The sequence below is a fragment of the Streptomyces sp. NPDC057136 genome, assembly GCF_042670885.1.
GTDB lineage: Bacteria > Actinomycetota > Actinomycetes > Streptomycetales > Streptomycetaceae > Streptomyces.
Window position 1 is genome coordinate 34,793 of record NZ_JBHUUV010000036.1, and the last position, 22,713, is coordinate 57,505.

The 22,713-nt window shown below is 70.2% G+C and carries 21 protein-coding genes and 1 pseudogene; 5 read left to right on the top strand and 17 right to left on the bottom strand.

From position 1 onward, the window contains the following. Nucleotides 1-43 precede the first annotated feature (43 nt). Complete coding sequence (locus ACFT7S_RS31400) at nt 44-628, bottom strand: exonuclease domain-containing protein (RefSeq protein WP_382737553.1); 585 nt, start codon at nt 626-628, stop codon at nt 44-46. A 106-nt stretch (nt 629-734) separates the two neighbouring features. Between ACFT7S_RS31400 and ACFT7S_RS31405 the strand changes: the two genes are divergently transcribed. Further along, the gene (locus ACFT7S_RS31405) at nt 735-1,247 is read left to right on the top strand and encodes a YbaK/EbsC family protein (RefSeq protein ID WP_382737555.1); all 513 of its coding nucleotides are present in this window, start codon (nt 735-737) and stop codon (nt 1,245-1,247) included. 10 nt (nt 1,248-1,257) lie between these two features. On the opposite strand, the gene ACFT7S_RS31410 is transcribed toward ACFT7S_RS31405, so the two are convergent. The 8 genes from ACFT7S_RS31410 to ACFT7S_RS31445 form a co-directional block, all read right to left on the bottom strand. Further along, the gene (locus tag ACFT7S_RS31410; RefSeq protein WP_382737556.1) at nt 1,258-2,187 is read right to left on the bottom strand and encodes a hypothetical protein; all 930 of its coding nucleotides are present in this window, start codon (nt 2,185-2,187) and stop codon (nt 1,258-1,260) included. Between the two features lie 89 nt (nt 2,188-2,276). Then, nucleotides 2,277-2,717 (bottom strand): hypothetical protein, encoded by a 441-nt coding sequence (locus ACFT7S_RS31415; protein WP_382737558.1) that lies wholly within the window; start codon nt 2,715-2,717, stop codon nt 2,277-2,279. A gap of 648 nt (nt 2,718-3,365) precedes the next feature. Next, a complete protein-coding gene (locus ACFT7S_RS31420) occupies nt 3,366-4,166 on the bottom strand; it encodes an SDR family NAD(P)-dependent oxidoreductase (protein WP_382737560.1) in 801 nt (266 codons plus the stop codon). Next, complete coding sequence (locus ACFT7S_RS31425) at nt 4,163-5,326, bottom strand: serine hydrolase domain-containing protein (protein WP_382737628.1); 1,164 nt, start codon at nt 5,324-5,326, stop codon at nt 4,163-4,165. Before ACFT7S_RS31425 ends, ACFT7S_RS31420 begins: the two co-directional genes overlap by 4 nt. A 98-nt stretch (nt 5,327-5,424) precedes the next feature. Beyond that, the gene (locus ACFT7S_RS31430; protein ID WP_382737562.1) at nt 5,425-5,904 is read right to left on the bottom strand and encodes a MarR family winged helix-turn-helix transcriptional regulator; all 480 of its coding nucleotides are present in this window, start codon (nt 5,902-5,904) and stop codon (nt 5,425-5,427) included. Then, entirely contained in the window at nt 5,901-6,671 is a 771-nt protein-coding gene (locus ACFT7S_RS31435) for an energy-coupling factor ABC transporter ATP-binding protein (protein WP_382737563.1), read from the bottom strand. The genes ACFT7S_RS31430 and ACFT7S_RS31435 overlap by 4 nt, the downstream gene beginning before the upstream one ends. Continuing rightward, nucleotides 6,668-7,429, bottom strand: a complete 762-nt coding sequence (cbiQ, locus tag ACFT7S_RS31440) for a cobalt ECF transporter T component CbiQ (RefSeq protein WP_382737565.1) — start codon at nt 7,427-7,429, stop codon at nt 6,668-6,670. The genes ACFT7S_RS31435 and cbiQ overlap by 4 nt, the downstream gene beginning before the upstream one ends. A 1-nt stretch (nt 7,430) precedes the next feature. Next, nucleotides 7,431-8,480, bottom strand: coding sequence for an energy-coupling factor ABC transporter permease (locus ACFT7S_RS31445; RefSeq protein ID WP_382737567.1), 1,050 nt, complete (start codon nt 8,478-8,480; stop codon nt 7,431-7,433). 180 nt (nt 8,481-8,660) lie between these two features. Between ACFT7S_RS31445 and ACFT7S_RS31450 the strand changes: the two are divergent. Further along, a pseudogene (locus ACFT7S_RS31450) lies at nt 8,661-9,011 on the top strand (SsgA family sporulation/cell division regulator); the annotation flags it as partial. 176 nt (nt 9,012-9,187) lie between these two features. Here the strand turns inward: ACFT7S_RS31450 and ACFT7S_RS31455 are convergent. Next, complete coding sequence (locus ACFT7S_RS31455) at nt 9,188-11,425, bottom strand: MMPL family transporter (protein WP_382737569.1); 2,238 nt, start codon at nt 11,423-11,425, stop codon at nt 9,188-9,190. Between the two features lie 119 nt (nt 11,426-11,544). Next, complete coding sequence (locus ACFT7S_RS31460; RefSeq protein WP_382737571.1) at nt 11,545-12,117, bottom strand: TetR/AcrR family transcriptional regulator; 573 nt, start codon at nt 12,115-12,117, stop codon at nt 11,545-11,547. Between the two features lie 183 nt (nt 12,118-12,300). On the opposite strand from ACFT7S_RS31460, the gene ACFT7S_RS31465 reads away from it, so the two are divergent. Then, nucleotides 12,301-15,747 (top strand): S41 family peptidase, encoded by a 3,447-nt coding sequence (locus ACFT7S_RS31465; protein ID WP_382737573.1) that lies wholly within the window; start codon nt 12,301-12,303, stop codon nt 15,745-15,747. Nucleotides 15,748-15,976: 229 nt separating this feature from the next. On the opposite strand, the gene ACFT7S_RS31470 is transcribed toward ACFT7S_RS31465, so the two are convergent. From ACFT7S_RS31470 to ACFT7S_RS31485, 4 genes are all read right to left on the bottom strand, one after another. Beyond that, nucleotides 15,977-16,171 carry a hypothetical protein gene (locus ACFT7S_RS31470; RefSeq protein WP_382737575.1) on the bottom strand — a complete coding sequence of 65 codons (195 nt, stop codon included), beginning with the start codon at nt 16,169-16,171 and terminating at the stop codon, nt 15,977-15,979. A gap of 94 nt (nt 16,172-16,265) precedes the next feature. Continuing rightward, entirely contained in the window at nt 16,266-17,150 is an 885-nt protein-coding gene (locus tag ACFT7S_RS31475) for an SDR family oxidoreductase (protein WP_382737577.1), read from the bottom strand. Continuing rightward, the gene (locus ACFT7S_RS31480) at nt 17,147-18,076 is read right to left on the bottom strand and encodes an alpha/beta fold hydrolase (RefSeq protein ID WP_382737579.1); all 930 of its coding nucleotides are present in this window, start codon (nt 18,074-18,076) and stop codon (nt 17,147-17,149) included. Before ACFT7S_RS31480 ends, ACFT7S_RS31475 begins: the two co-directional genes overlap by 4 nt. Further along, entirely contained in the window at nt 18,073-19,629 is a 1,557-nt protein-coding gene (locus tag ACFT7S_RS31485) for a flavin-containing monooxygenase (protein ID WP_382737581.1), read from the bottom strand. Before ACFT7S_RS31485 ends, ACFT7S_RS31480 begins: the two co-directional genes overlap by 4 nt. A 168-nt stretch (nt 19,630-19,797) precedes the next feature. On the opposite strand from ACFT7S_RS31485, the gene ACFT7S_RS31490 reads away from it, so the two are divergent. After that, entirely contained in the window at nt 19,798-20,442 is a 645-nt protein-coding gene (locus ACFT7S_RS31490) for a MerR family transcriptional regulator (protein ID WP_382737630.1), read from the top strand. Nucleotides 20,443-20,472: 30 nt separating this feature from the next. Here ACFT7S_RS31490 and ACFT7S_RS31495 read toward each other — a convergent pair whose 3' ends face one another. Further along, complete coding sequence (locus ACFT7S_RS31495; protein ID WP_382737583.1) at nt 20,473-21,288, bottom strand: exodeoxyribonuclease III; 816 nt, start codon at nt 21,286-21,288, stop codon at nt 20,473-20,475. A 50-nt stretch (nt 21,289-21,338) separates the two neighbouring features. Between ACFT7S_RS31495 and ACFT7S_RS31500 the strand changes: the two genes are divergently transcribed. Further along, nucleotides 21,339-21,824 carry a GNAT family N-acetyltransferase gene (locus ACFT7S_RS31500; protein WP_382737584.1) on the top strand — a complete coding sequence of 162 codons (486 nt, stop codon included), beginning with the start codon at nt 21,339-21,341 and terminating at the stop codon, nt 21,822-21,824. A 13-nt stretch (nt 21,825-21,837) separates the two neighbouring features. On the opposite strand, the gene ACFT7S_RS31505 is transcribed toward ACFT7S_RS31500, so the two are convergent. Further along, complete coding sequence (locus ACFT7S_RS31505) at nt 21,838-22,644, bottom strand: alpha/beta fold hydrolase (RefSeq protein ID WP_382737586.1); 807 nt, start codon at nt 22,642-22,644, stop codon at nt 21,838-21,840. Between the last annotated feature and the right edge of the window lie 69 nt (nt 22,645-22,713).

Consider the following 22,713-nt stretch of genomic DNA (forward strand, 5'->3'; position numbering starts at 1 on the left):
CCCCGCGAGCCCGGCATGATCCAAACGAGAGGCCCCTAGGTCCCTACATGTTGGCCTGCCCTACGGGATGGGCCGGCCAGCCGCCCTTCCCCGCCATGTCGAGCACCAGGGCGGCGATGTTCCACGCGTCGTCGTCGCCCCGGTGGTGGCGCCCCTCCAACGGCAGTCCGGCAACCTCCAGCGCCTGCGCCATACCGGGGCGCTTGCGGAGCCCGTAGGCGGCGGTGAAGGCGACTTTGGCGTTCGTGTGCCGTCGGCCGAAGGGGTACGCGGTCCCGGTGGCCCGGCACTGACGGGTGAACATATTGCGGTCGTAGTCGCCCCAGCCGGCCCACGGGAGCGATCCGCTCCGGTGCTCGGCCGCCAGTACCCGGCATGCCTCGGCGAAGCCGGTGCCCGCATCCACCTCGGCCTGGGTGAGCCCGGTCAGTCCGGTACAGAAGGCACTTACCTCGGACCGCACGGGCCGCACCAGCAGCCGGTGCTTGGCCAGCCGCTCTCCCGCCCGCAGGTCGACGACGGTCAGTCCGATCTCGATGATCTCGCTGACCTGTCCGGGCGGCGGCTGCCCCTCCCAGCAGGTCGATTCGACATCGATCACATTGAGCAGGGCATCGTCCGTTTCCATGGGCGGAGGGTAGGCAGCATCCCGCTGCCACGTCACCGGGACTACGGCCCGCCCACACTCCGAAACCGTGTCGCATGCCTCTTACACCGACCGTTAGCGTGCGGGTATGAGCACACCCGGAACCACTCCCGCACCCGCCACCCCTTCCGAGGCCCACCCCCGCTTCGCCGAAGCCCTGCGCGAACTGGGCCTGGAGGTCGAGGTCCGCCGCTTCCCGGAGGCCACCCGCACCGCCGCGGAGGCCGCCGCCGCGATCGGCTGCGAGCTCAGCGCGATCGTGAAGTCGCTGATCTTCGAGGCCGACGGCGTACCGGTCCTCGTCCTCATGGACGGTTCCTCCCGGGTGGACGTGGAGTTGGTGCGCCGCGAACTGTGCGCGGCGAAGGTCACCCGCCCGAGGGCGGACCTGGTCAGGGAGACGACCGGGTACGCGATCGGGGGCGTACCGCCCTTCGGCCACCGCACGAAGACCCGGGTCCTGGCCGACCGGGCACTGCTCGACCACGCCGTGGTGTGGGCCGCGGCAGGCACCCCGTACACGGTCTTCCCTCTCGACCCGAAGACACTGATCGGGCACGCGGGCGGCACCCTCGTGGACGTGCGCGAGCAGACGAAGTGACGCCGTGACGTCAGCCCGGTGAAGTGATCCGCCGAGCCTCGGCGACTTTGGAGGCGTGCGACTTCGCGAGCTTCTCGAGCTCTCCGAGGTGCTCGGCAATACGGCCGTTCTGGATGTGCGTCTCCGCCGCGAACCAGATCTGCAGCAGCCGGGTCCTGGCCTTGCAGTTGAGATCCGCCTGTGCGGTCTCTATCTCCTGTTCGCCGACCTTCTTGTCCAAGAACTGCTTGTCCCCCAACGAAGCCATCGGGTCGGCATAGGAGTATCCGCGCTCGGCCATGCATGAGGACCACCGGCCTACGGCTGCCCGCACCCGCGGGTCCTGCCTGGATTCCTCGTAACTGCCGTTGGCGATGCCGCTCGCGATCTCCGCGCCGGCCGTATACCGGTGCTTCGACGCCAAGGTCACGACGGCTTCACCTCGGCAGCCGCGTGGAGGGATCTTCCCCTTCGGCGCGGGGCTCCCCGTGGCTCCTGCGGAGTTGCCGTAGAGAGCGGACAGCGTCTCGGCATCCAGGCCCTCATGCTGGTCGAACAAGGGCTCGGGGGGCAGGTGGTAGCCGTAGCGGGAGGCGTCCTCCACACTCGACAACCCGTACCTCCGGTCGGACGCCCTGACTGCTTCGGGGGCCGCAACAGCCCGGTAGGACATGCCGAGCTTCCGCATGCACTGCTCGGTCAGCACATCCTCCGCACCCCTGATCACGGCATCCTCCGCCGCGGTGTAGGAGTACTTCGCTATGGGAAGCCGGAACGTGAAATCACCTGTGACCGGCGAGGACGGGCTCGCCGAACTGTCCGCCGGCCCGCGGGGCTCGGCCCCGTCGGCGGAAGATTCGCTCTGCGAACCAGCGCAACCGGCGAGCAGACCGAGGGATGCCACCAGCGCGGCCGCCGCGAACGGCCGACGGCGACGAAAGAGGAGTTGATGCTTATTCACCGAGTGTGCCGTTTCCGTGCGCAGAAGCATTGAGCAGTGCAGCCATGCCCGCGCCCCGATGAGGGCGCGGGCATGGCTGCACCGTCGAATCAATTGAATTTGTAGCAGGAGGAAGCGGTGTAGTTGAACTTGAAGGACGCGTTGTTGTTGTACGTATTATGCAACTGCGAAGCGATGGCATAGTAGGTGAGCGTGTCGCAGGACCCGCCGTAGTTGCTGTTGTAGAAAATGGTGGTGGGGTTCGGAGAAACGTTGTCACCCGAGGCAGCGTTGTTCTTCACGCTCAGCCCCTTCCCGGCACCGGTCCCCAGGAACTTGTACGACGCAAAGTCAGAGACATTGCTGCCGTAGAAGTACGTGTAGGAACCGGATCTGTTGCTGTTGTAGTACAGCGTGAGGCATCCGGTACCAGCACTGACATCACAGGATGTTCCGGTAGCCGCCGCGGCCTGGGGGGCCGCCACGAAAAGAGTGGCGACAGTCAGCGGCGCAGAGAGGGCGGCTGCGATGCGAACACGAGAAAACTTCATTTATCAATCCCTGCGGTAGCCTGAATCGGTCGGCCGATCTTAACGATCACCATCCACAAGCCGCAAGGTCTTCATTGCCGCCGACCGAGCCGATGAGCAACTACCGGCGAGCCCATTACATTCCATTTCCTGCATCTCGGATTTACTATTCCCCAATATGCCATCCTCGGATTTAACGCAATTTGCCAGACGGCTGCTTTGTCTCTCAGTGAGGGAAACAGGCACTCTTCGACCGGCGGCCCGGACAGGGAAGGCGGTCCAGGAACCGGCTCCATGGTCTCCGGCCGGCTGAGCTAGCGTGCGGACCATGAGTACACCCCAAGGCGCCCCGTGACGCCGCTGGTCACGCTCGCGGTCCTGATAGCCGCGGTCACGCACGCCAGTTGGAACGCGATCGCCCACGCCACATGCCTGTCCTGACCGCTGGGCGTGGAATAGCTGTTGTCGGTGGATACGGAATGCCCGACCAGCGGAGTACCGTCTTCGCTCACATCGATAACGAGGCGGTCAAAATCTGGGTGCGCTCATGTGCGGGCACCCAGGATGCAAGGGGATGAGCAGGTGGAGGCGCTTGCGGCCGTGGCTTCGGTCGCACCCGCCGCCTGGGCGCGGGGCGAGAAAGCCACCAGGCGAGTGCCGCACGCGACTTCACGCCTCCGAAGTCGCCCGGCGGGACCCCGTGTTCACGGCCAGCAGGCCACCGTCCACGCGCAGGGCCGTCCCGGTGATCCAGGACGCGTCGCTGGAGGCGAGGAAGGCGACCGCTGCCGCGATGTCGTCCGGTTCGCCGACGCGGCCCAGGGGGTAGAGCGTGCTCAGCGCGTCCAGTTGGGCTTCTCGGCCCGACCATGCGTCCGTGCGGATCGTGCCGGGGACGACCAGGTTGACGCGGACACCTCGGGGCCCCGCATGGCCTGCGAGCGTGCGCGTCAAACTGGCCAGGCCCGCCTTCGCGGCGCTGTAGGCGTGGCCGCCGAAGTCCTGTTCGCCGTTGACCGAGCCGATGCTGACGATCGCGCCCCGGCCGGAGGCCACCAGGTGGGGCAGTGCGGCGCGGGAGCAGCGGAAGGGGCCCGACAGGCTGATGTCCAGGTCGCGTTGCCAGACCTCGTCCGTCTCGTCCTCGAAGAGCGGGGCGTCCGTACCGGCCGAGTAGGCGTTGTTGACCAGGACGTCCAGGCGGCCGAAGACGGCGACCGCGTGGGCGACAGCCGCTTCGACCGCCGACCGGTCGCCCACGTCGCAGGGCAGGGAGTCGGCCCGGCCGCCCGACTTACGTATCTCCGCTGCCGCGTGTTCGGCGCGGGCGCCGTCCAGGTCGGTGACCAGGACCGACGCGCCCTCCGATGCCAGGCGGCGGGCGGTGGCCGCGCCGATTCCCTGGCCTGCTCCCGTGATGAGCACGGAGTAGCCGTCGAACCGTGCGGTGGTCGGCGCAGGAGAAGTCATAGGGCCGACCGTACTGCTCTGACCAGTGCCTGGGCACGGGGATCGGCGGTAACTCCCTTCTGCAGACCGTTCGTCACATAGCCGAGGGCGATGCCCGATTCGGGGTCCGCGAAGCCGAGCGAGCCGCCGCGTCCGGGGTGGCCGAAGGAGCCGGGGGCCAGGAGCGGGGCGGCCGGGCCGTGCAGCATGAAGCCGAGGCCGAAGCGGGTGCTGACGACCAGGACCCGGTCCGGGCCCGCGGACTCCTCGGTGCGGGCCAGGGTGAGCGTGGCCGGGGCGAACAGGCGGTAGCCGTCGACCTCGCCGATCATCGCGGCGTAGCAGCGGGCCAGCCCGCGGGCGGTGGCGATGCCGTTGGACGCGGGGAGTTCGGCCGCACGGTAGGCGGCGTCGTTCTCGTCCGGCAGCGGGTCGATCGCGCCGAAGGCGCGGCGGGTGAGGGAGTCCGGGTCGCGGTACGCCTCGACGACGGACCGCTTGGGGCGCAGGCGCAACGCGCCGCTGCTCCCCTCGGCTACCGGGGGTTCGACGGGGCCGATCCGGCCGATCCGGTGGGCCTCGTCGGCCGGGAGGCCGAACCAGAAGTCCAGACCGAGGGGGCGGGCGATCTCCTCGGCGATCCAGCGGCCGACGGTGCGCCCGGTGACCCGGCGCACCAGTTCGCCGACGAGCCAGCTGTACGTCTGGGCGTGGTAGCCGTGGTCGGTGCCCGGCTCCCACTCGGGGCGCTGGGCGGCGACCGCCCGGGGTCCGGACGTGCCGTCGGCCGCCTCGGCGGGGGTCAGGGGCCGGTCGAGCGCGGGGACCCCGGCCCGGTGGGCGAGGAGGTGGCGTACGAGGACGCGTTCCTTGCCGTTGGCCTTGAACTCCGGCCAGTACGTGCCGACCGGGGCGTCCAGGTCGAGCTGGCCTCGCTGGTGCAGCAGCAGGGGTACGGCGGTGGCGATGCCCTTGCCCGCCGAGCGGACGATCTGCACGGTGTCGACGGCCCACGGCTCGACCCCGTCGACATCCCTCGTACCGGCCCACAGATCAACGACCTTGCGGCCGTGCCGGTAGACGGCGACCGCTGCCCCGCGCTCGCCCCGCTGCTCGAAGTTGCGGACGAAAGCGTCCCTTACCGGTTCGAACCCGGGCGACACCGTGCCCCGTACATCCACGCCTGCTCCCGCACTGCCGCTCATCCCCCCATGGTGCATCGCGCCGCAGGTGAACGGTGTGCCGGGGCAGTGAACAAGGCGGTCCCTCAGGCTCGGCCTCAGCCCTTCTCCGGGTGCTCCAGGCGGGCCGTCAGCCGGTGCAGTTCGGTGCGGAGCCTGGCCACTTCGGCGGAGGCCAGTCCGGCGGCGTCGAGCAGTTCCCCGGGTACGCAGGCCGCCCGCTCGCGCAGGGCCGCGCCGTCGGCGGTCGGTTCGACGAGTACGGAGCGTTCGTCGGCGGGCGAGCGGACGCGGCGTACGAGACCGGCGCCCTCCAGCCGTTTCAGGAGGGGCGACAGGGTCCCGTAGTCGAGGTGCAGAGAACGGGCCAGCTCCTTGACGGGGAGCTCACCGCGCTCCCACAGGACCAGCATCACGAGGTACTGCGGGTAGGTGAGGCCGAGCTCGTCGAGGAGCGGCCGGTAGGCGGCGGTGACGGCCCGCTGAGCCGCGTACAGCGCGAAGCACAGCTGGTCGTCGAGGAAGAGCGAGGGCGCCGGCGGGTGAGGGCCGCGCGCGGCGGGAGCGTCCTTGGTCACGCGCCCATTGTCACGGAGCGCGGGTCGAAGCCGAACGGCAACTCCAGCCTGTGGGCGCGCATCAGGTCCTCGTCGCCGAGCAGATCCTGGGTGCGGTCGTCGGCGGCGATGACTCCGTCGCTGAGGATGACGGCACGCGGGCAGAGCTCCAGGGCGTACGGCAGGTCGTGGGTGACCATCAGCACGGTGACGTCCAGCGAGCGCAGGATGTCGGCGAGTTCGCGGCGCGAGGCGGGGTCCAGGTTGGAGGAGGGCTCGTCCAGGACGAGGATCTCCGGCTCCATCGCGAGGACGGTGGCCACGGCCACACGGCGGCGCTGCCCGAAGGAGAGGTGGTGCGGGGGGCGATTCGCGTACTCCTCCATGCCTACCTGCTTGAGGGCTGTGTGCACGCGCTCCTCCAGTTCGGGGCCGCGCAGTCCGGACGCGGCGGGTCCGAAGGCGACGTCCTCGCGGACGGTCGGCATGAAGAGCTGGTCGTCGGGGTCCTGAAAGACGATGCCGACGCGGCGGCGGATCTCCGCGAGGTTGCGCTTCGCGACGGGGAGCCCGGCGACACGGACGGTGCCCGCGCCCGCGTCGAGGATGCCGTTGAGGTGGAGGACGAGCGTGGTCTTGCCCGCGCCGTTGGGGCCGAGGACCGCGACACGTTCGCCGCGGTGCACGGTGAGATCGACGCCGAAGAGCGCCTGGTGGCCGTCGGGGTAGGCGTACGCGAGGCCGCTGACCTCCAGGGAGGGCGCGGATGCGGGGGTCGGGCTGCTCATAGGGTCCATCCCAGCAGACAGATAGCGAGGGCGAGCAGGGGGAGTGCGCCGGCGTACGCCCACTGGGTGCGGGAGGCCGTCACCTCGTCGATGACCGGCATGGTGCCGGTGTAGCCACGGCTGACCATGGCGAGATGGACGCGTTCGCCGCGCTCGTACGACCTGATGAAGAGGGCGCCCGCCGACTTGGCGAGGACACCCCATTGGCGTACGCCCCGGGCCTCGAATCCGCGGGAGCGGCGGGCGATCGACATCCGGCGCATCTCGCCGGTGATCACATCCCCGTACCGGATCATGAAGGAGGCGATCTGGACGAGCAGCGGCGGCAGCTTGAGCCGCTGGAGGCCGAGCAGCAGGGAGCGCAGCTCGGTGGTGGAGGCCAGGATCACGGAGGCGGCGACGCCGAGGGTGCCCTTGGCCAGGACGTTCCAGGCGCCCCAGAGGCCGGGGACGCTGACGGAGACGCCGAGGATCTCGGTCTGCTCACCGGGGACCACGAACGGCATGAGCAGCGCGAAGGCCACGAACGGCACCTCGATGACCAGCCGCTTGAGCAGGAATCCGGCCGGGATACGGGCCACCGCGGCGACGGCGGCGAGCAGCGCCGCGTACAGCGCGAAGGCCCAGACCGCCTCGCGCGGTGTGGAGACGACGACGAGCACGAAGCCGAAGACGGCGGCGAGCTTGCAGTGCGGCGGCAGGTCGTGGACCGGGGAGTGGGCGTGCCGGTAGAGCTTGTGGGCGTGGCCGGCGCCCATGTCAGACGGTCTCCGTGACGGAGGCGGTGGTCGTCTCGTCGGTACGTCGGCGGCGCACCACCCAGAAGACGCCGCTGCCGACGGCCACCGTGGCGCCGACGCCGATCACTCCGGCGAGGCCGCCCGAGAGGCGGGCGTCGGTGACGTCCTTGACGCCGTAGTCGGCGAGCGGGGAGTCCGCGGCGGCGTGCTCCTCGGCCTTGGCGTCGATGCCCTTGTCGGCGGCGACCTTCTCCAGGCCGTCGGGGCTGGCGGAGGCGTAGAAGGAGACGAAGCCCGCGAGGACGAACGCGGTGACCAGGCCGGTGGCCCGGACCTTGCGGGTGGAGCGGGCGGCGACCGGGGCGGGGGCGGTGACCGGGGCGTCGACCAGTTCGCCGCCGACGCGGAGCTTGAGGGGGGCGGCCAGGCCGCGGGCGCCGTGGACCAGGTCCGGGCGGACGGCGATCACGGCGCCGATGGTCAGCGCGGTGATGAACGCCTCGCCGATGCCGATCAGCACGTGCACGCCGACCATCGCGGTGAGGACCTTGCCGATGGGGATGTCGGTGGTGCCGCCGACGGCGTAGATCAGGGTGAAGGCGCAGGCCGCGGCCGGTACGGAGACCAGCGCGGCGATGAAGGCCGCGACGGTCGCGGAGCGGCGGGTGCGCGGGAGTACCGCGGTCAGGCCGCGGAACAGCGCGTACGCGACGACGGTGGTGACGACACCCATCACCGTGATGTTCACGCCGAGTGCGGTGAGACCGCCGTCGGCGAAGAGGATGCCCTGCATCAGCAGGACGACGGAGATACAGAGGACGCCGGTGTACGGGCCGACCAGGATCGCTGCCAGCGCCCCGCCCAGGAGGTGTCCGCTGGTGCCCGCGGCGACCGGGAAGTTCAGCATCTGCACCGCGAAGATGAAGGCGGCGACGAGCCCGGCCAGCGGGGCGGTGCGCTCATCGAGTTCACGCCGGGCGCCACGGAGGCTGACGGCGACCGCGCCTGCGGCGACGACTCCCGCAACTGCCGAGACGGGTGCATTGATGAATCCGTCGGGTACATGCATGGGAGGCTCCGCTTTCCTGCGTTCCTGGGGCGGGGTCAGAACCCACCAATGATAGAGCCTTGTTGCGCATCGCTTGCAAGAGCGGGTCTGTCACAACTGCACAGGCCCTCACCAGGGTGCTTTTGGCGCAAAATATGGGACATTAGAGTGCAAAGTGCTACAAACAGGAGGAGCCGGCCCATGTCCCCCGTGATCGAAGAACACGCAAGAGCCCGGCTCATCACTGACGGCCCCCTCACCCGACCCGTCCCCGTCGACCTGCGGTACGACCCCGCCGACGCGTCACCGACCGTCCATGTGACGTTCGCCAGCGGAACGGACTGGGCCGTCGGCCGCGACCTCCTGGAGAGCGGACTCCGCTTCCCCGCCGAACGCGGCAATGTGCGGGTCTGGCCCTGCGGGCGCGCCCAGCTCATCGTGGAACTGCATTCGGCCGAGGGTGTCGAGGTGTTCCAGATCGACAACGCACCCCTGATCCGCTTCCTGCACCGGACGTACGAGGCGACGGCGGCCCCGGCCGCGGCGACGGGCACGCCGTGAACACCGGCGGGCAGGCCCTGCATACAATCGCCCACGCATGACGGAAGCCCCCGTGCCGCTCGCACGGGGGCTTCCTGTCGCTCCGGTCCCCCGTCCCCACAGGTAACCGGTGCTGCCGGGGGTCGCGCTCCGCTCACACGCGGCCCCCGGAGCTCTGTCCGACCGGGTCAGACCCGGGTCAGCTCACGCTCGTCGTCCGCTTCCCCGCCGGAGGCGCCGGGAGCGTCGGTGAGCTCCTTGCGGAGCCCCTCGCCCTCGACGTCCACGTTGGGCAGGGCGCGGTCCAGCCAGCGCGGCAGCCACCAGGCGCGCTTGCCGAGCAGGGCGAGTACGGCGGGCACGATCGCCATCCGCACCACGAACGCGTCGAAGAAGACGGCGATGGCGAGCGAGAAGCCGATCATCTTGATCATCGACTCGCTGGAGCTGATGAAGCCGGAGAAGACCGCCATCATGATCACGGCAGCTGCCGTGACCACGCGGGCACCGTGCTTGAAGCCGGTGACGATCGCCTGGCCGGGCGACTCCCCGTGGACGTACGCCTCACGCATCCGCGTGACGAGGAAGACCTCGTAGTCCATGGCGAGACCGAAGACCACACCGACCATGAAGATCGGCATCATGCTCATGATCGGGCCGGTCTGTTCGACACCGAAGAGCGAGCCGAGCCAGCCCCACTGGAAGACCGCGACGACCGCGCCCAGGGCCGCGACGACCGAGAGCAGGAAGCCGAGGGCCGCCTTCAGGGGCACCAGGATCGAGCGGAAGACGAGCATCAGGAGCAGGAAGGCCAGGCCGACGACGAGTGCCAGGTAGGGCAGCAGCGCGTCGTTCATCTTCTGCGAGAAGTCGATGTTCATCGCGGTGGCGCCGGTGACCAGGACCTCGGCTCCGGTGTCGCGCTTGATGTCCCCGCCCGCGTCACGGATGGAGTGGACGAGCTCCTCGGTCTGCGCGGAGCTGGGCCGGTCCTGCGGGATGACAGTGATCGTCGCGGTGTCGCCTGCCTTGTTGAAGGCGGCCGGGGTGACGGCCACGACGTGCGGGATGGTCTCGATCTCTTCCGAGACGCGGTTGACGGCGGTCTTGCCGTCCGAGCTGTTCTCGGTGTCGACGACGACGAGCAGCGGTCCGTTGAAGCCGGGACCGAAGCCGTCCGAGAGCAGGTCGTACGCCTGACGCTGCGTGGTGCTCTTGGGCTGCGAGCCGTCGTCGGGCAGGCCCATCTCCAGCGAGGCGGCCGGTACGGCGATGACGCCGAGGCCGAGGACACCGACCAGCAGTACCCACACCGGCTTGCGCAGCACGAACCGCGCCCAGCGGGTGCCCATGTTCGGCTTCGGCTCGGCCTTGTCCCCGGACTTGGCGAGGGCGTCGGCGGCCTTGCGCGCCTTGCGTCCCATGACCCGCTTGCCCGCGAAGCCCAGCAGCGCCGGGACGAGGGTGAGCGCGATGAGGACGGCGATCGCGACCGTACCGGCGGCGGCGAAACCCATCTTCGACAGCATCGGGATGTTGACGACGGCCAGACCGGCCAGTGCGATGACCACGGTGAGGCCCGCGAAGACGACCGCGGAACCGGCCGTGCCGACCGCGCGTCCCGCGGCTTCCTCGCGTTCCCTGCCCTCGGCCAGTTCGGCGCGGTAGCGGGAGACGATGAAGAGCGCGTAGTCGATGCCGACCGCGAGGCCGATCATCATCGCGAGGGTGGAGGTGGTCGAGCCGAGGTCCAGCACGTTCGCCAGGGCGGTGATCAGCGAGACGCCGACACCGACGCCGATGAGCGCGGTGATCAGGGGCAGTCCGGCGGCGATCAGCGAGCCGAAGGTGATGACCAGCACCACCGCGGCGATGGCGACACCGACGATCTCGCCGGCTCCGGTCTCCGGCATCACCTGGAGCGCGTCACCGCCGATCTCCACGGTCATGCCGCCCTTCTCGGCGGACGTACCGGCCTCTTCCAGGGCCTCCCGCGTCGCGTCGGTCAGCTCCATGGAGTTGACCTTGTACGAGACGGAGATATAGGCCGTGGAGCCGTTCTTGCTGACGGCGTTCGCCGCGTACGGGTCGGCGACCGAGGCGATCTGGTCCGAGCCGGACTTCAGCTCGCCGACGATCTCCGTGACCTCGGCCTTGTTCGCCGCGTCGGTCACCTTCTCGCCCTCGGGGGCCTTGAAGACGACCCGGGCGGTGGCGCCGTCGGCGCTGCCTCCGGGGAAGCGCTGTTCCAGCAGGTCGAAGGCCTTCTGGGCCTCCGTACCCGGAATCGAGAAGGAACTCGAGGTGGCGGGCGATGCGGAGGCCGCGCCGAATCCGGCGAGCGCCAGCAGTGCCACCCAGACAAGGGCGACATAGCGGCGGCGCCGGAAGGCAAGCCGTCCGAGCTTGTAAAGGAAAGTGGCCACGGGGGCGTACTCCCGGTCAGGTCGTGGAGTGGAAATGGGCGTGAGGAACCAGCCCGACGACGAGAGCGGCGTGTCAGGTGGGGCTTTGGGGAGAGGGCCGTACGAAACGAACGGGGACGTCAGACGCCGAGGGCGGGGAGGACCACGGAGTCGACATAGTCACTGAGAAACGCCTGGTCGACGGCGCGGTCCTCGACCAGCTGCCGAGCGGCGAAAGCGCCGATCAGCATGTGCGGTACATATTTCAGCGCCGGATTGTCCGCGCGCAGCTCGCCCCGGTCCACGGCCCGTTCGAGCAGCGTTTCGAGACCGGTCATCTCCGGCTCGATCAGCAGCTCGCGCAGTGCCTGGTGCAGATCGGGATTGTCATGGATGGCATGGCCCAGACCCCGCAGCAGCGCGGAGTCCTTCTCCATCTGGCAGTCGTCCGTACGACTCAGTACGGAGTGGAAGTCCCCGCGCAGCGAGCCGGTGTCGATCCCGGCGAGACTTACCGGCTTGTTGTGCCGCAGAGCGGTGACGACCAGCTTGGGCTTGCTCCCCCACTGGCGGTAGAGGGTGGCCTTGCTGGAATGGGTGCGCTGGGCGACGGCGTCCATGGTCAGGGCGTCGTAGCCGACTTCGCGGAGCAGGTCGAGGACGGCGGCGTACAGCTCGCTCTCACGCTCGGGTGTGAGCCTGGTGCGTGCCATGTGTCGACCTCCCGTCCATACGTCCGCCGATCGTCCGGTGATCATCACTGGATCACCAGTCCATCGAACGAAACCGTTTCGTACACCTGAACCGTACTCCCGCCATGGAGCGAAACGAAATCGTTTCGCTTGTGTGCTGCACCACAAGTTGCCGCGGGCCCTGCGCACCGAAAGCATTGGGGGGTGAGTGACGACGTCGCGTATCTCCGGTTCCCGCACCTCCACCAGGACTTGCTCTGCTTCGCGGCCGAGGACGACCTATGGGTCGCTCCTCTCGCCGCCGCGGGGCACCGGCCCGGCCGCGCCTGGCGCGTGACCGTCGACCGGACGAGGGTCAGCCATCCACGCTTCTCGCCCGACGGCAGCCGCATCGCCTACACGACCTGGCGCACGCTCGACCCCGAGATCCATCTGGCCCCCGTCGACGGCGGGGCCGCCCGCAGACTCACCTACTGGGGCTCGACCGACGCCCGGGTCTGCGGCTGGAGTCCCGACCCGGGCGACTCCTCGCAGATCCTCGCCGTCTCCTCGCACAACCAGCCGTTCTCGTACTTCTCCTGGGCCTACAGCGTCCCCACCGACGGCAGCCCCGGCGGGAAACTGCCCTGGGGCCCGGTCTCCGACATCGCGGTCGCCGACATCGACGGGGAGCGGCGCACGCTGCTGCTCACCGGCACGCCGCCGCACGAACCGGCGGCGTGGAAGCGGTACCGGGGCGGGGCCATGGGGCGGCTGTGGCTGCACGGCGAGCGGCTGCTGCCGGACATCGGGGGGCACCTGGACTCGCCGATGATCGTCGGACGCCGCATCGCGTTCCTCTCCGACCACCAGGGCGTCGGGAATCTGTACTCGTGCGCGCTGGACGGCAGCGATCTGCGTCGCCACACGGACCACGACGCGTTCTACGCCCGCAACGCCTCCAGCGACGGCTACCGGGTCATATACCAGTGCGCCGGCGAGTTGTGGCTGGTCGACGACCTCGAAGCGCCGGACGCCGCGCCGCGGAAGCTGGAGGTACGGCTCGGCGGGCCGCGGGCCGGGCGGCGCTCGTACCAGGTGTCGGCCGCGAACAACGTCGACTCGCTGTCCGTCGACGAGACGGGCCGGGCGAGTGCCGTCGCCGTACGCGGCAGCCTGTACTGGCTCACGCACCGCGACGGTCCCGCGCGGACGATCACCGACACCCCGGGGGTCCGGGTGCGGCTGCCGGAGATGCTCGGCAGCGGCGGCCAGGTCGCGTACGTGACGGACGCGGAGGGCGACGACGCGATCGAGATCTCCTACCTGCCACGGGCCAGTGGCGACCGCGAACCCCGGCTGCTGGCCGCGGGGAAGCTGGGGCGGGTGGAAGAGATGACCTCCGACCCGGAGGGCGAACGGCTCGCGATCGCTTCCAACGACGGGCGGCTGCTGCTCCTGGATACGGCGGAGGCGGTGGCCGCCGAGGCGGTGGCCGCGGAGTCAGCCGCGGAGTCAGCCGAGGAGCAGGCCGGAACCGGGTCCACCCGGGCCGATCTCATCCGGGCCGTGGACGAGGCCGCCGCGACGGCCCCCGAGGCCGAGGTCACCGAGCTGATCCGCTCCACGAACGGGCCGGTCCGCGATCTGGCGTTCTCACCCGACGGCCACTGGCTGACCTGGTCGCACCCGGGCGTCGGCCGGTCCCTGCGCCAGATCAAACTGGCGCGGATCACCGGACCCGGCTCCCCCGTCATCGTCGACGTCACCAACGGCCGCTTCGAGGACGAGAACCCGGTCTTCACGGGCGACGGCCGCTACCTCGCCTTCCTCTCCTGGCGCGGCTTCGACCCGGTGTACGACGTCCACACCGGCGACCTCTCCTTCCCGCTGGGCTGCCGCCCCTATCTGGTCCCGCTGTCCTCGGCCACCCCGTCGCCGTTCGCACTCCTGCCGGACGGCCGCCCGGCGGCGGGCGGACTCGACCCGGTGGACATTCCCGACGGCGGTACGGGCGAGGGGGCGGCGGTCACCGTCGAGTTCGAGGGCCTGGAGAGCCGGGTGACGCCGTTCCCGGTCTCGGCGTCGAAGTACTCGGCGCTGCGTCCGGTCAGCGGCGGCGGGCTCGTCTGGCTGCGCTGGCCGATCTCCGGGGCGCTGGGCGAGACGTTCGCCAACCCGGCCGACATGTCGGGGCGGCCCACCCTGGAGCACTTCAACATCGCCAAGGCCAGGAAGACCGAACTCGTCGACCACCTCGACTGGTTCGCGGTCAGCGGCGACGCGAGCCGGCTGGTCGTGATGGACGAGGGCGAGCTGCGTGCCGTACCGGCGACCGAGGCGGGCGACAACGACTCCACGGTCTATCTCGATCTGCGCCGCATCCTGCACGAGGTCGACCCGCCCGCGGAGTGGCGCCAGGCGTACGGGGAAGCGGGGCGGATCATCCGCTCCTACTTCTGGGAGCCGGACATGTGCGGCATCGACTGGCCGGCGGTGCTCGACCAGTACCGGCCCCTGATCGAACGGGTCGCCTCCCCCGACGAGTTCGCCGATCTGCTGCGCGAGGTCCTGGGCGAACTGGGCACCTCGCACGCGTACGTCTCCCCCGCCCGCCGCAACGAGGGACCGCCGCACTACCAGCGGGCGATCGGGCTGCTCGGCGCGAATCTGGTGTGCCGGGAGGGGGAGTGGCTGGTCCAGCGCATCCTGCCCGGAGACTCCTCGGACTCCAAGGCGCGCTCGCCGCTCGCCGGTACGGGGATCAGGGAGGGCGCGGTCCTCACCCATGTCGACGGGCGGCCGGTCGATCCGGTGGCCGGACCGTACCCGCTGCTGACTGCGGCGGGCGGCACGACGGTGGAGCTGACGTTCCGCCCGCCCGTCTCCCACCACCACCCTTCTGACGAAGGCCCTGCGGGCCCCTTGAATCCGGGGGGCGGGCAGACCCGCCGCATCGCGATCCTCCCGCTCGTCGACGAGCGGCCGTTGCGGTACCAGGACTGGGTGGCCAAACGCCGTGAAGTGGTACGGGAGTTGAGCGGCGGCAAGTGCGGCTATCTGCACATCCCCGACATGGGCGGCTCGGGGTGGGCCCAGTTCAACCGCGACCTGCGGCTTGAGGTGTCCCGTCCGGCGCTGATCGTGGACGTACGGGGCAACGCGGGCGGCCACATCAGTGAGCTGGTCGTGGAGAAGCTCACCCGTCGGATTCTGGGCTGGGACCTGACGCGCAACGCGCAGGCGGTCTCGTACGCGTCCAGTGCGCCGAGGGGGCCGGTGGTGGCCCTGGCCGACGAGGCGACGTCCTCGGACGGCGACATGATCACCGCCGCGTTCCGGCTGCTGAAGCTGGGGCCCGTGGTGGGGCAGCGCACGTGGGGCGGGGTGGTGGGGATGACGGGGCGCCACCGCCTCGGTGACGGCACGGTGATCACGGTGCCGATGAACGCGGCGTGGTTCGACACGTACGGCTGGTCGGTGGAGAACCACGGCGTGGAACCGGACCTGGAGGCGTTGCGCACGCCGCTGGACTGGGCGGAGGGACGGCATGCGGTGCTGGATGACGCGGTGCGGGTGGCGTTGGGCCTGCTGTCGAAGCATCCGGCGTCGACACCGCCGACGTATGCGACGGCCCCGGTACTGCGCCGCCCGCCGCTGCCGCCGCGGTAGGGGCGACCCGGTCTTCCTCCCACCCCCGGGGCTCCGCCCCGGACCCCGCTCCTCAATCGCCGGAGGGGCTTGGCCACTCGTCCAGCCGAACGCGCAAAACCAAGCCCGCCCGGCGATTGAGGGCAAAGCGTCACGGCGTGCGAAAGGGCGCACCCGGTGAGTCGGGTGCGCCCCTTGCAGGCGCGGGCGCGCGGACGCGCAAGCGCGCAGGGTCAGGCTGCCGCAGACATCAACGGTCGAAACGCTCGCGCGCCTCGTCCGTCATGTCCTGGGCGCGGTCGCGAAGCCCGGACTGCTCCGAACCCCGTTCCGACTCCTCGGACGGACGCTCCCGCGCCTCGCCCTTCTTGTCGCCCGTCTTCTTCTGCTTGGCCTGGTCGGCAAGCTCCTGCGCCTTGTCCTTGAACTGGTCGGCGATGCCCATGCTGTTCACTCCTATGTGGGGTGCGTGGGGGGACGGCCCCGTCGGACCGGGACCTCGACCAGATTTACACGTCAGGACATTCCGCGCATTTCGATCACTTACGCTGCGTGCGCGCCTCCTGGTCCGCCGCACCCCCGGCCCCCACAAGACCCGTGCCCACACCCGCCAGACGGTCCCCGAACCGCGCCATCTCGCGCTGCCCGACGATCCCGATGACCGTCGGCAGATAACCGCGTATCGACTGCATCCCCCGCAGCCACCACTGCGCGTACACATGCGAGGAACGCCGCTCGATCCCCGCCACGATCCGGTCCACGGCCGGGCCGAGCGGGTACGTGCGGTTCGACGGCCACGGCAGCCGCTGCCGCAGCTCGCGCATCACGTCGTCCTCGTCCGCGCCCCGCACCATGTCCGTGTCCGTCCAGGACAGATAGCCGACCCCGACCCGCACGCCCCGGTAGCCGACCTCGGCCCGCAGGCTGTGCGCGAACGCCTCGACGCCCGACTTCGACGCGCAGTACGCCGTCATCATCGGCGCCGGGGTGATCGCGGCCAGCGACGCGATCTGGAGGAAGTACCCCCGGCTCTCCATGAGCACCGGCAGGAACGCCCGACCCGTCACCGCCCCGCCGATCAGGTTGACCTCGATGACCCGCCGCCACGCCTCCGGGTCGGAGTCGACGAACGGCCCGCCCGCGGCGACCCCCGCGTTCGCGACGACCACGTCGACCTTGCCGAAGCGCTGCTTGACCTCCTGCGCGACCCGGGCCATCGCCACATGGTCGGTGACGTCCGCGTACCAGTGGCCGCTCTCCCCGTGCAGCCGCTCGGAGACCTGCTTCAGCTCGTCCGGCTCCAGGCCGACCAGTGCCAGCGTCGCACCGCGCGCCGACAGCTTGCGGGCCAGCAGCTCACCCACGCCGCGGGCCGCGCCGGTGACGACGACGACCTGTCCCTCAAGACTCCGCTTGTTGCTCATGCGACCTCCTCCTTGCCCGTGGCGGACATCGTGACGTACTCGGTCACCAGCTCGCGGATCTTCGCCGTGACCACTTCCGGCGCTTCCACCGGTGTCATGTGACCCATGCCCGTCAGCTCGGTCAGGCCCAGACTCTGCGGCAGCGCCGCGGCGACCGCCCGGGCGTGCACGGGCGGCGTCAGCCGGTCCTCCGTACCCGCGATCACCGCGGTCGGCACCCGCAACTCCCGTACCCCCGTGTCCAGATCGAGGTCGGCGAGCACATGCCCCCATGCCACCCGCGCCCGCCGCGGACACGCGTGCACGATCCGGGCGCAGAGGTCGACCCGCTCGGGCGCCGAACCGGCGCCCATCGTCCCGTACTTGAGGATCTTCCTCGACAGCGGCGTGACCGGCCCGAGCGGCGCCCGCGCACCGAGAACGGCGCGGGTGAGACGGGTCCGGACCGCGCCGGCCTTCAGCGGGACGACCAGCGACTCGGCGAGCAGCCGTGAACTGCCGGTGCTGCACAGGAGGACCGCCGCCGCGTGCTCCCGCAGTCCGGCCCGCCGCGAGGCGGCCATCAGCGTCATCCCGCCCATGGAGTGTCCGGCGAGCACCGCCTTCTCCCCCGGTGCGAGGGTGGCCGCCAGGACGGCTTCGAGGTCGTCTGCGAGGGCGTTCGTGCCGTAGCCGGCGACGCCGCCCTCGGGCGACCTGCCGTGCCCGCGCTGGTCGTAGGCGATGACCCGGTGATCGACGGCGAGGTCCCGGATCTGGGCGGCCCAGAAGTGGGTGTTGCACGTCCAGCCGTGCGCGAGCACGACCGCGGGGGCGCCTTCGGGCCCGTGCAGTTCGACGTGGAGGCGTGAGCCGTCCGCCGAGACCGCGGTCAGTTCGCGTACGGGTACGGGCGGCGCGTCCTCGCGCCGCAGCAGCCTGCTCATGCGACAGCCTCCTCGGCCGGTGCCTTGTCACCCTCGGCGGCTCCGGATTTCCGTACCCGGATCACCTCGTACTCCGCCAGGTCGACCGACCGGGTCGCCTTGCGGAACTCGGACGTCGTCCCGGGCCAGACCGTGGTGTTGCGCCCCTCGGCGTCGAGGTACCAGCTCGTGCAGCCACCGGTGTTCCACACGGTGCGCTTCATCCGCTGCTGGACCCGGTGGTTCCACGCCGTCACCGCCGACTGCCGCGCGCCGAGCGCGGCGCGTCCGCCCAGGACGTCCAGCTGACGCAGATAGTCGGCCATGTAGTTCAGCTGGGACTCGATCATCAGGATCATGGAGGAGTTGCCGAGCCCGGTATTGGGCCCGATGATCGTCATCCAGTTGGGGAAGCCGACCGCGGTCGCGCCGCGCAGCGCCTCCATACCGCCCTTCCAGTGCTCGGCGAGCGTGATGCCCTCCGCCCCGACGACCCGCTCGGCGATCGGCATGTCCGTCACATGGAAGCCGGTGCCGAAGATGATCGCGTCGACCTCGGCCTCCGTACCTCCCCCAGAGACTCCGTCCTGGGAGATGCCCCCGCCGGCGACGACCATGGAGCCGCGCACCTCGGTCAGACCGGAGGCGACCACATCCACATTGGGCTGGGCGAGCGCCGGGTAATAGGCGCTGGACAGCAGGATGCGCTTGCAGCCGATGCGGTACGAGGGCGTCAGCTTGGCCCGCAGCGCCGGGTCCTTGATCGACCGGGCGATGTTGGACTTGGCGATCTTCTCCACCAGGCCGAGCTGGTTCGGATGCTTGGTGAAGGCGCTGACCTGCAACTCCCTGACGCCCCAGAGCAGTCCGCGGCGCGCGGTGCCGGTCAGGGGCAGGGTGCGGTGGAGCCACTTCTCGGCGCCGCTGATGGCCCGGTCCATACGGGGCATGACCCACGGCGGGGTGCGCTGGAAGAGCGTCACCCTGGCGGCCTTCGGCTGGATGGCCGGGACGATCTGGATGGCGGAGGCGCCGGTGCCGATCACGGCGACGCGCTTGCCGGTCAGGTCGTAGTCGTGGTCCCAGCGGGCCGAGTGGAAGACCTTGCCGGGGAATTCGGCGAGCCCGGGGATGTCGGGCATCTTCGGGTCGGAGAGCGGACCGGTCGCGGAGACGACGACGTCGGCGGTGATCGTGGCCCCGTTGGCACACTCGATGCGCCAGTGCAGCTCGTCGTTGTCCCAGCGCATCACGGTCACTTCGTGGTTGAGCCTGAGGTGCGGGCGCAGCCCGAAGGTGTCGGCGACGTGCTCCAGGTAGGCGCGGATGTGCTCCTGCCCGGAAAAGGTGCGCGGCCACTCGGGGTTGGGGGCGAACGAGAACGAGTAGAGGTGGGACGGTACGTCACAGGCGCAGCCCGGATAGCTGTTGTCGCGCCAGGTGCCGCCGACCGAATCGGCCCGTTCCAGGACGACGAAATCGGTGGTGCCTTCGCGGCGCAGCCGGACTGCGGCGCCGAGGCCCCCGAAACCGGATCCGATCACCGCCACTCGTACATGCTCGTGCTGGGCCATGCTGCCGCCTCCCGCAATACGTCACACGACTCTGCCAGCAATCACTGGCGCTGTTGGGAGAGTAGGGCAGCCCCGTACTGATGGGTAGGGGTCGGACCAAGGAAAGTTACCGGCGGTACAACATAGGGTGCCCCTGTGGCAGAAGGACGCGAGCATCGTGAGTACCGCATGGAGGAACTGGCCAAGGAGGCCGGCATCTCCGTACGGACCCTGCGCTTCTACCGGGAGCGCGGACTCATCCCGCCGCCGCGCCGCGAGGGCCGTATCGCCTGGTACGACGACCACCACCTCGCCCGGCTGCGCACGGTGACTGGCCTGCTGGAACGCGGCCACACCCTCAACGGCATCGCCGACCTCGCCGCCACCTTCGACAGCGGCCGCGATGTCGCCGAAGTGCTCGGCCTCGGCGAACCGACCGAGGAGACCCCGGTCCGGCTCACCCCCGAGCGCCTCGCCGACTACTTCGAGGGCGAGGCCACCCCGGAGAATCTCGCCGCCGCCCTCGACCTGGGCTATCTCGCCACCGACGGCGACGAGATCGTACACATCAGCCGCCGGCTCCTCGAGGTGTCGGCGGAGCTCGTACGGGAAGGGGTGCCGCTCGCCACGGTGCTCGCCGCGGGCCGCCACGTCCGCGAACACGCCGACGCCCTCGCCGAGCTCTTCGTGGAAGTCCTGCGCGCCCACACCACCGAGCAGGAGCCACCCCAACTCCGCCCGCTGGCACGGGCCGTGGTGGACGCAGAACTCTCCATGGCACTGGACCGCCGCCTGCGGCGCAAGGATGGCACACAACCCCCGAAGGCCGGGTGACCACGCACCGCGCCGGGAACGCCGTCGGGGCTACCGCTCGTACGTGACCGTCACCGGCGCATGGTCGCTCCACCGCTCCCCGTGCGTGGCGGCACGCTCGACCCACGCCTTGACCGCGCGCACGGCCAGCCCCGGGGTCGCCACCTGGTAGTCGATGCGCCATCCCGCATCGTTGTCGAAGGCCCGTCCCCGGTAGGACCACCAGGAGTACGGGCCCTCGGTGTCCGGATGCAGCGCCCGCATCACGTCGACGTACTCGGCCTCGTCGAAGACCCTGGTCAGCCAGGCCCGCTCCTCCGGGAGGAAGCCGGAGCTCTTCCTGTTGGCCTTCCAGTTCTTCAGATCAGCCTCCTGATGCGCGATGTTCCAGTCACCACAGACCAGGACCTCGCGCCCCTCGGCGGCCGACCGCTCCTTGAGTCCCTTCAGATACGGCAGGAACGCGGCCATGAACCGCTCCTTCTCCTCCTGCCGCTCCGTACCGACCTCGCCGGAGGGCAGATAGAGGCTCGCGACCGTGACGCCCGGCAGGTCGACCTCGACGTACCGGCCGCTCGCGTCGAACTCCGCGCCGGCGGTCCCGGCGAATCCGCCGAAGCCGATCTGCACCCGCTCCGGCGCGTGCCGCGTATAGAGGGAGACGCCGGCCCGCCCCTTGGCGGCGGCGGGCGCGTGGACGGTGTGCCAGCCCTCGGGCTCCCGCACCTCGGCAGGAAGCTGCTGCGGCTCGGCCCGGACCTCCTGGAGACAGATCGCGTCGGCGTCGGTCTCGGCCAGCCACTCGACGAAGCCCTTTTTCGCGGCGGCACGGAGGCCGTTTACATTTGCGCTGGTCACGGTGAGCATCAGGGAACAATACCGACAGACCCGGATCGCATACATGTACCATCACCCGTATGAATATCCAGCCGCGGCCTTTCGACCACCCCGATGCCGTCAAACTCAACGACCAGGTCCAGCTCGAATACGCCGAGCGCTACGGGGACGAGGGGGACGTCACACCCCTCGACGCCACCATGTTCGACCCGCCGCACGGGCTGTATCTGCTCGCCTACGACGCGTCGGGCCACCCGGTAGCCACCGGCGGCTGGCGCACCCAGGAGCAGAACGACGAGGACTACTCCGACGGCGACGCCGAGATCAAGCGGATGTTCGTGGTGCCCGAGGGCCGCGGACACGGCCTGGCCCGCCGCATCCTCGCCGCCCTGGAAGCCGACGCACGCGCCGCCGGCCGTACGCGCATGGTCCTGGAGACCGGCGACCAGCAGCCCGAGGCGATCGCCCTGTACACCTCCAGCGGCTACGAGACCTGCGCGAAGTTCGGCCACTACCGGACGTACGACAGCAGCATCTGCATGGCCAAGCCGCTCCAGCAGCCCTGAGGCCGCCCGGCCCTCAGCCCCGCAGCGCCGCCAGGAACCCGAGCAGGGCGGCGTTGAACTGTTCCGGCTGCTCCAGGTTGGGCAGGTGCCCGGCCCGGTCGACGACGGCGAGCCCGGAGCCCGGGATCAGCGCGTGCGTCACCCGGGCGCCCTCGACCGGCGTATAGCTGTCGTCCGCGCCGACCACGACGAGGACGGGCACCCGGGCCCCGGCGAGCGACTCCCGGTAGTCGGGGCGCTCGGCACGCCCGCGCAGGGCGGCGGCGGCCCCTTCGGACGCGGTGCCACGCATCATGCCCAGGACCTGGGCGGTGACGTCGGGCAGCTCCGTGACGTTGTACGGAGCCATCATCTTGTCGATCACCTCGTCCGCGTACCCGCCCATCCCCTCGGCGAGCAGCCGGTCGGCCAGACCGTTACGGAAGACCCTGCCCTCCTCGGTCTCGGCGACCGGCGAGGTGTCGGCGAGGACCAGCCCGGCCACGCGCGCCCCGTATCCGCGATGGAACTCCATGGCGATCTGCCCGCCCATGGACAGCCCGCAGACCACCGCCCGCCGAACCCCCAGGTGGTCCAGGAGCGCGGCAATGTCGTCAGCGAAGTCCGACAACAGGGTGCGCCCCGGCACGACACCGCTGGCGCCGTAACCGCGCAGATCAGGCGCGATGACCCGGAACCCGGCCCGCACGAGCACCTCCACCTGCGGCCGCCACATGGTCCGGTCGAACGGATGCCCGTGCACGAGGACGACAGGCAGACCGCCGGACGGCCCCAGGTCGTCGTAGGCGGTGTCGAAGCCGTGCCGCGTGGTGAATTCCATGCCGCTGTGTCCCATCCCCCGGCTCGGAAACCTCTGCGATCACCCTAGGGGATGTCCGCATCAGGGAGC